1 protein-coding gene, 2 tRNA genes and 3 rRNA genes are annotated in these 5869 nt (G+C 49.8%); 5 read left to right on the forward strand and 1 reads right to left on the reverse strand.

Features of this window, described 5'->3' with window-relative positions:
• The coding region (locus QN379_RS22900) for a hypothetical protein (RefSeq protein WP_323507715.1) at positions 1 to 302 on the reverse strand (302 nt) is incomplete at its 3' end.
• 220 nt (positions 303 to 522) lie between these two features.
• Here QN379_RS22900 and QN379_RS22905 point away from each other — a divergent pair.
• The 5 genes from QN379_RS22905 (at position 523) to rrf (ending at position 5851) form a co-directional block, all read left to right on the forward strand.
• Positions 523 to 2055, forward strand: a 16S ribosomal RNA gene (locus QN379_RS22905).
• An 89-nt stretch (positions 2056 to 2144) separates the two neighbouring features.
• Positions 2145 to 2221 (forward strand) — tRNA-Ile (locus QN379_RS22910).
• Positions 2222 to 2242: 21 nt separating this feature from the next.
• A tRNA-Ala gene (locus QN379_RS22915) sits at positions 2243 to 2318 on the forward strand.
• Positions 2319 to 2677: 359 nt separating this feature from the next.
• A 23S ribosomal RNA gene (locus tag QN379_RS22920) occupies positions 2678 to 5560 on the forward strand.
• 178 nt (positions 5561 to 5738) lie between these two features.
• A 5S ribosomal RNA gene (gene rrf, locus QN379_RS22925) occupies positions 5739 to 5851 on the forward strand.
• Together the 16S, 23S and 5S rRNA genes with 2 tRNA genes alongside form the textbook arrangement of a ribosomal RNA operon.
• The last annotated feature ends 18 nt before the right edge of the window (positions 5852 to 5869 follow it).

Below are 5869 nucleotides of genomic sequence, written 5' to 3' on the forward strand. Positions count from 1 at the left end.
AAAATTGCTTGCCAGTGTTGAGATGTGTTGCTATAGTTCGGCCTCTGTTGAAAACGACGCGAAATACTGAGTACGGCGCAAGCGGTGCGAAGGGCGAAATTGGAGGCGGAAACGAGGTTGTAAAGTGGGGTGTTTTGAGCGGTAGTTGTGAGTTGATTTGGTTTTAAATTGTTTCTAAAATGATTTAAAAAGAAGTTGACGAAAAGTTCGAAGTGCCACATAATCTCATCTCTCTGCTGCTGACAAACAAAACGCTTTGTCAGCGCTGCGAACACCGAGCGTAAGGTTGGGTGTGACGCCAAACAGAGACAGTTCTTTAACAATTAACAGCCGATAAGTGTGGGCGTTTAATGAAAGTGCAGCGTGAACTACTTCGGTGGTTTGCGTATAACTTAAAACATTAAATGTTCACAAAAGAAGAAAATAGGATATTTGCCTGAGTCAAATTGGGGAGATAGCCTGTCAGTATTTTGAGTGAGCGATAGCAGCGATGCTAGGCAGCAATGCCACAAAACAGAGATTAAACTGAAGAGTTTGATCCTGGCTCAGATTGAACGCTGGCGGCATGCCTTACACATGCAAGTCGAACGGTAACAGGGAGCTTGCTCCGCTGACGAGTGGCGAACGGGTGAGTAATATATCGGAACGTGCCTGGTAATGGGGGACAACTAGTCGAAAGATTAGCTAATACCGCATACGCCCTACGGGGGAAAGAGGGGGATTCGCAAGAACCTCTCGTTATCAGAGCGGCCGATATCTGATTAGCTAGTTGGTGAGGTAAAGGCTCACCAAGGCTTCGATCAGTAGCTGGTCTGAGAGGACGACCAGCCACACTGGGACTGAGACACGGCCCAGACTCCTACGGGAGGCAGCAGTGGGGAATTTTGGACAATGGGCGCAAGCCTGATCCAGCAATGCCGCGTGAGTGAAGAAGGCCTTCGGGTTGTAAAGCTCTTTTGTCAGGGAAGAAACGGTCTTGGTTAATACCTGGGGCTAATGACGGTACCTGAAGAATAAGCACCGGCTAACTACGTGCCAGCAGCCGCGGTAATACGTAGGGTGCAAGCGTTAATCGGAATTACTGGGCGTAAAGCGTGCGCAGGCGGTTTTTTAAGACAGGTGTGAAATCCCCGGGCTTAACCTGGGAATGGCATTTGTGACTGGAAGGCTAGAGTGTGTCAGAGGGGGGTAGAATTCCACGTGTAGCAGTGAAATGCGTAGAGATGTGGAGGAATACCGATGGCGAAGGCAGCCCCCTGGGATAACACTGACGCTCATGCACGAAAGCGTGGGGAGCAAACAGGATTAGATACCCTGGTAGTCCACGCCCTAAACGATGTCTACTAGTTGTCGGGTCTTAATTGACTTGGTAACGCAGCTAACGCGTGAAGTAGACCGCCTGGGGAGTACGGTCGCAAGATTAAAACTCAAAGGAATTGACGGGGACCCGCACAAGCGGTGGATGATGTGGATTAATTCGATGCAACGCGAAAAACCTTACCTACCCTTGACATGGCTGGAATCCTTGAGAGATCAGGGAGTGCTTGAAAGAGAACCAGTACACAGGTGCTGCATGGCTGTCGTCAGCTCGTGTCGTGAGATGTTGGGTTAAGTCCCGCAACGAGCGCAACCCTTGTCATTAGTTGCTACGAAAGGGCACTCTAATGAGACTGCCGGTGACAAACCGGAGGAAGGTGGGGATGACGTCAAGTCCTCATGGCCCTTATGGGTAGGGCTTCACACGTCATACAATGGTACATACAGAGGGCCGCCAACCCGCGAGGGGGAGCTAATCCCAGAAAGTGTATCGTAGTCCGGATTGTAGTCTGCAACTCGACTACATGAAGTTGGAATCGCTAGTAATCGCGGATCAGCATGTCGCGGTGAATACGTTCCCGGGTCTTGTACACACCGCCCGTCACACCATGGGAGCGGGTTTCACCAGAAGTAGGTAGCCTAACCGTAAGGAGGGCGCTTACCACGGTGGGATTCGTGACTGGGGTGAAGTCGTAACAAGGTAGCCGTATCGGAAGGTGCGGCTGGATCACCTCCTTTCTAGAGTTTGCCCGGACATTAAGCGTCCACACTTATCGGTGTGTTAGTTAGAAGAAGAACAGTCATATTAGGAACGTGCTAATCAGGACGGGTCTGTAGCTCAGTTGGTTAGAGCACCGTGTTGATAACGCGGGGGTCGTTGGTTCGAGCCCAACCAGACCCACCAGTTATAGAGGTACGATTTATGGGGGGCTTAGCTCAGCTGGGAGAGCACCTGCTTTGCAAGCAGGGGGTCATCGGTTCGATCCCGTTAGCCTCCACCATTTACTTTGCTGGGCACACCGCCTGGTGCATAAAGTAAGCGTAAAAAATCAAACCTAAGTCAGTATTTGCGCGGGGTAGTAGCGTGAAATAAAAGCGATTTAGGTTTGATCTTTTTAAGATCATTGGCTGTTTGTTCTTTAACAATTTAGAAGAAGTAAAGATTCGTCTGCGCTACGACAGTAGTGTGGATGGGTATGATTGTATCAAATCAAAAAGTATTAAAGAGTTCTCAAAAGAGCATACGTAAGTATGCAAATGCGATAACACTTTGGATACGGCAAACGCTAAAGTAATACTCATAAGTAATATCCTATAACCGGTTTTTGGTCGTGAACGCGATCAGAGGCTAACGTTATAGGGACAAGTGAATAAGTGCACATGGTGGATGCCTTGGCGATTACAGGCGATGAAGGACGTAGTAGCTTGCGATAAGCTGCGGGGAGCCAGCAAACAGGCTTTGATCCGCAGATTTCCGAATGGGGAAACCCACCCTTTATGGGTATTGCATACTGAATACATAGGTATGCAAGGCGAACGTGGCGAACTGAAACATCTAAGTAGCTACAGGAAAAGAAATCAACCGAGATTCCCAGAGTAGTGGCGAGCGAAATGGGAACAGCCTGCACGATTTAGCATCAGCGATAATGGAACACTCTGGAAATAGTGGCCATAGAGGGTGATAGCCCCTTACATGAAATCGGTGGTGTGGAACTAAGTGTGCGACAAGTAGGGCGGGACACGTGTAATCCTGTCTGAACATGGGGGGACCATCCTCCAAGGCTAAATACTCGTAATCGACCGATAGTGAACCAGTACCGTGAGGGAAAGGCGAAAAGAACCCCGGAAGGGGAGTGAAATAGATCCTGAAACCGTGTGCATACAAACAGTAGGAGCGGACTTGTTCCGTGACTGCGTACCTTTTGTATAATGGGTCAGCGACTTACATTCAGTGGCAAGCTTAACCGTATAGGGAAGGCGTAGAGAAATCGAGTCCGAATAGGGCGTTCAGTCGCTGGGTGTAGACCCGAAACCAAGTGATCTACTCATGGCCAGGATGAAGGTGCGGTAACACGCACTGGAGGTCCGAACCCACTAATGTTGAAAAATTAGGGGATGAGCTGTGGGTAGGGGTGAAAGGCTAAACAAACTTGGAAATAGCTGGTTCTCTCCGAAAACTATTTAGGTAGTGCCTCAAGTATCACCATCGGGGGTAGAGCACTGTTATGGCTAGGGGTTCATTGCGAATTACCAACCCATTGCAAACTCCGAATACCGATGAGTGCGAGCTTGGGAGACAGACGCCGGGTGCTAACGTCCGACGTCAAGAGGGAAACAACCCAGACCGCCAGCTAAGGTCCCAAAGATTGGCTAAGTGGCAAACGAAGTGGGAAGGCTAAAACAGTCAGGAGGTTGGCTTAGAAGCAGCCATCCTTTAAAGAAAGCGTAATAGCTCACTGATCGAGTCGTCCTGCGCGGAAGATGTAACGGGGCTAAGCCAGTCACCGAAGCTGCGGATATGTACCTATTTATAGGTCATATGGTAGGAGAGCGTTCTGTAAGCCTGCGAAGGTGTCTTGTAAAGGATGCTGGAGGTATCAGAAGTGCGAATGCTGACATGAGTAGCGATAATGGGGGTGAAAAGCCTCCACGCCGTAAGCCCAAGGTTTCCTGTTCAACGTTCATCGGAGCAGGGTGAGTCGGCCCCTAAGGCGAGGCAGAGATGCGTAGCTGATGGGAAGCAGGTTAATATTCCTGCACCGTCGTGTGATGCGATGGGGGGACGGATCGCGGAAGGTTGTCCGACTGTTGGAATAGTCGGTTTTTGGCTCAGAGAAGGCTGTTAGGCAAATCCGGCAGCGTAATTCAAGGGGTTGAGACGAGTGAATTTATTCATGAAGCAATCGGAAGTGGTTCCAAGAAAAGCCTCTAAGCTTCAGTCACACGAGACCGTACCGCAAACCGACACAGGTGGGCGAGATGAGTATTCTAAGGCGCTTGAGAGAACTCGGGAGAAGGAACTCGGCAAATTTGTACCGTAACTTCGGGATAAGGTACGCCCCGGTAGCTTGACTGGCTCGCGCCAGAAGGGTGAAAGGGCTGCAATAAAAAGGTGGCTGCGACTGTTTAATAAAAACACAGCACTATGCAAACACGAAAGTGGACGTATATGGTGTGACTCCTGCCCGGTGCTGGAAGATTAAATGATGGGGTGCAAGCTCTTGATTGAAGTCCCAGTAAACGGCGGCCGTAACTATAACGGTCCTAAGGTAGCGAAATTCCTTGTCGGGTAAGTTCCGACCTGCACGAATGGAGTAACGATGGCCACACTGTCTCCTCCCGAGACTCAGCGAAGTTGAAATGTTTGTGATGATGCAATCTACCCGCGGCTAGACGGAAAGACCCCATGAACCTTTACTGTAGCTTTGCATTGAATTTTGAACCAATCTGTGTAGGATAGGTGGGAGGCTTTGAAGCGTGAACGCTAGTTTGCGTGGAGCCAACCTTGAAATACCACCCTGGTTTGTTTGAGATTCTAACCTTGGTCCGTTATCCGGATCGGGGACAGTGCATGGTAGGCAGTTTGACTGGGGCGGTCTCCTCCCAAAGTGTAACGGAGGAGTTCGAAGGTACGCTAGGTACGGTCGGACATCGTGCTGTTAGTGCAATGGCATAAGCGTGCTTAACTGCGAGACTGACAAGTCGAGCAGGTACGAAAGTAGGACATAGTGATCCGGTGGTTCTGTATGGAAGGGCCATCGCTCAACGGATAAAAGGTACTCTGGGGATAACAGGCTGATTCCTCCCAAGAGTTCATATCGACGGGGGAGTTTGGCACCTCGATGTCGGCTCATCACATCCTGGGGCTGTAGCCGGTCCCAAGGGTATGGCTGTTCGCCATTTAAAGTGGTACGTGAGCTGGGTTTAAAACGTCGTGAGACAGTTTGGTCCCTATCTGCCGTGGGCGTTGGAAATTTGAAGGGGGCTGCTCCTAGTACGAGAGGACCGGAGTGGACGAACCTCTGGTGTACCGGTTGTCACGCCAGTGGCATTGCCGGGTAGCTAAGTTCGGAAGAGATAACCGCTGAAAGCATCTAAGCGGGAAACTTGCCTTGAGATGATATTTCCCGGGAACTAGATTCCCCTAAAGGGTCGTTCGAGACCAGGACGTTGATAGGCTGGGTGTGGAAGCGTAGTAATACGTTAAGCTAACCAGTACTAATTGCCCGTGAGGCTTGTCCCTATAACCTTAGCAGGTTATAGATTAAGCTAATGAGATATGTGTTTGCCTGAAAAGTGCAATCATACCCAGCAGTGCGGTGACACACCCTTGTCACTGCACTGCAGTAATACAAAACTTTACTTCTTCTAGATTGCGTTGTTTGTTGCCCCATTGGGAACAGACGACACTACAGTTTATGCCTGATGACCATAGCGAGTTGGTACCACCCCTTCCCATCCCGAACAGGACCGTGAAACGACTTTGCGCCGATGATAGTGCTGCAACCAGTGTGAAAGTAGGTCATCGTCAGGCTCTTATTAGAAAACCCTC

The sequence above is a fragment of the Glaciimonas sp. Gout2 genome (assembly GCF_035018905.1).
GTDB lineage: Bacteria > Pseudomonadota > Gammaproteobacteria > Burkholderiales > Burkholderiaceae_D > Glaciimonas.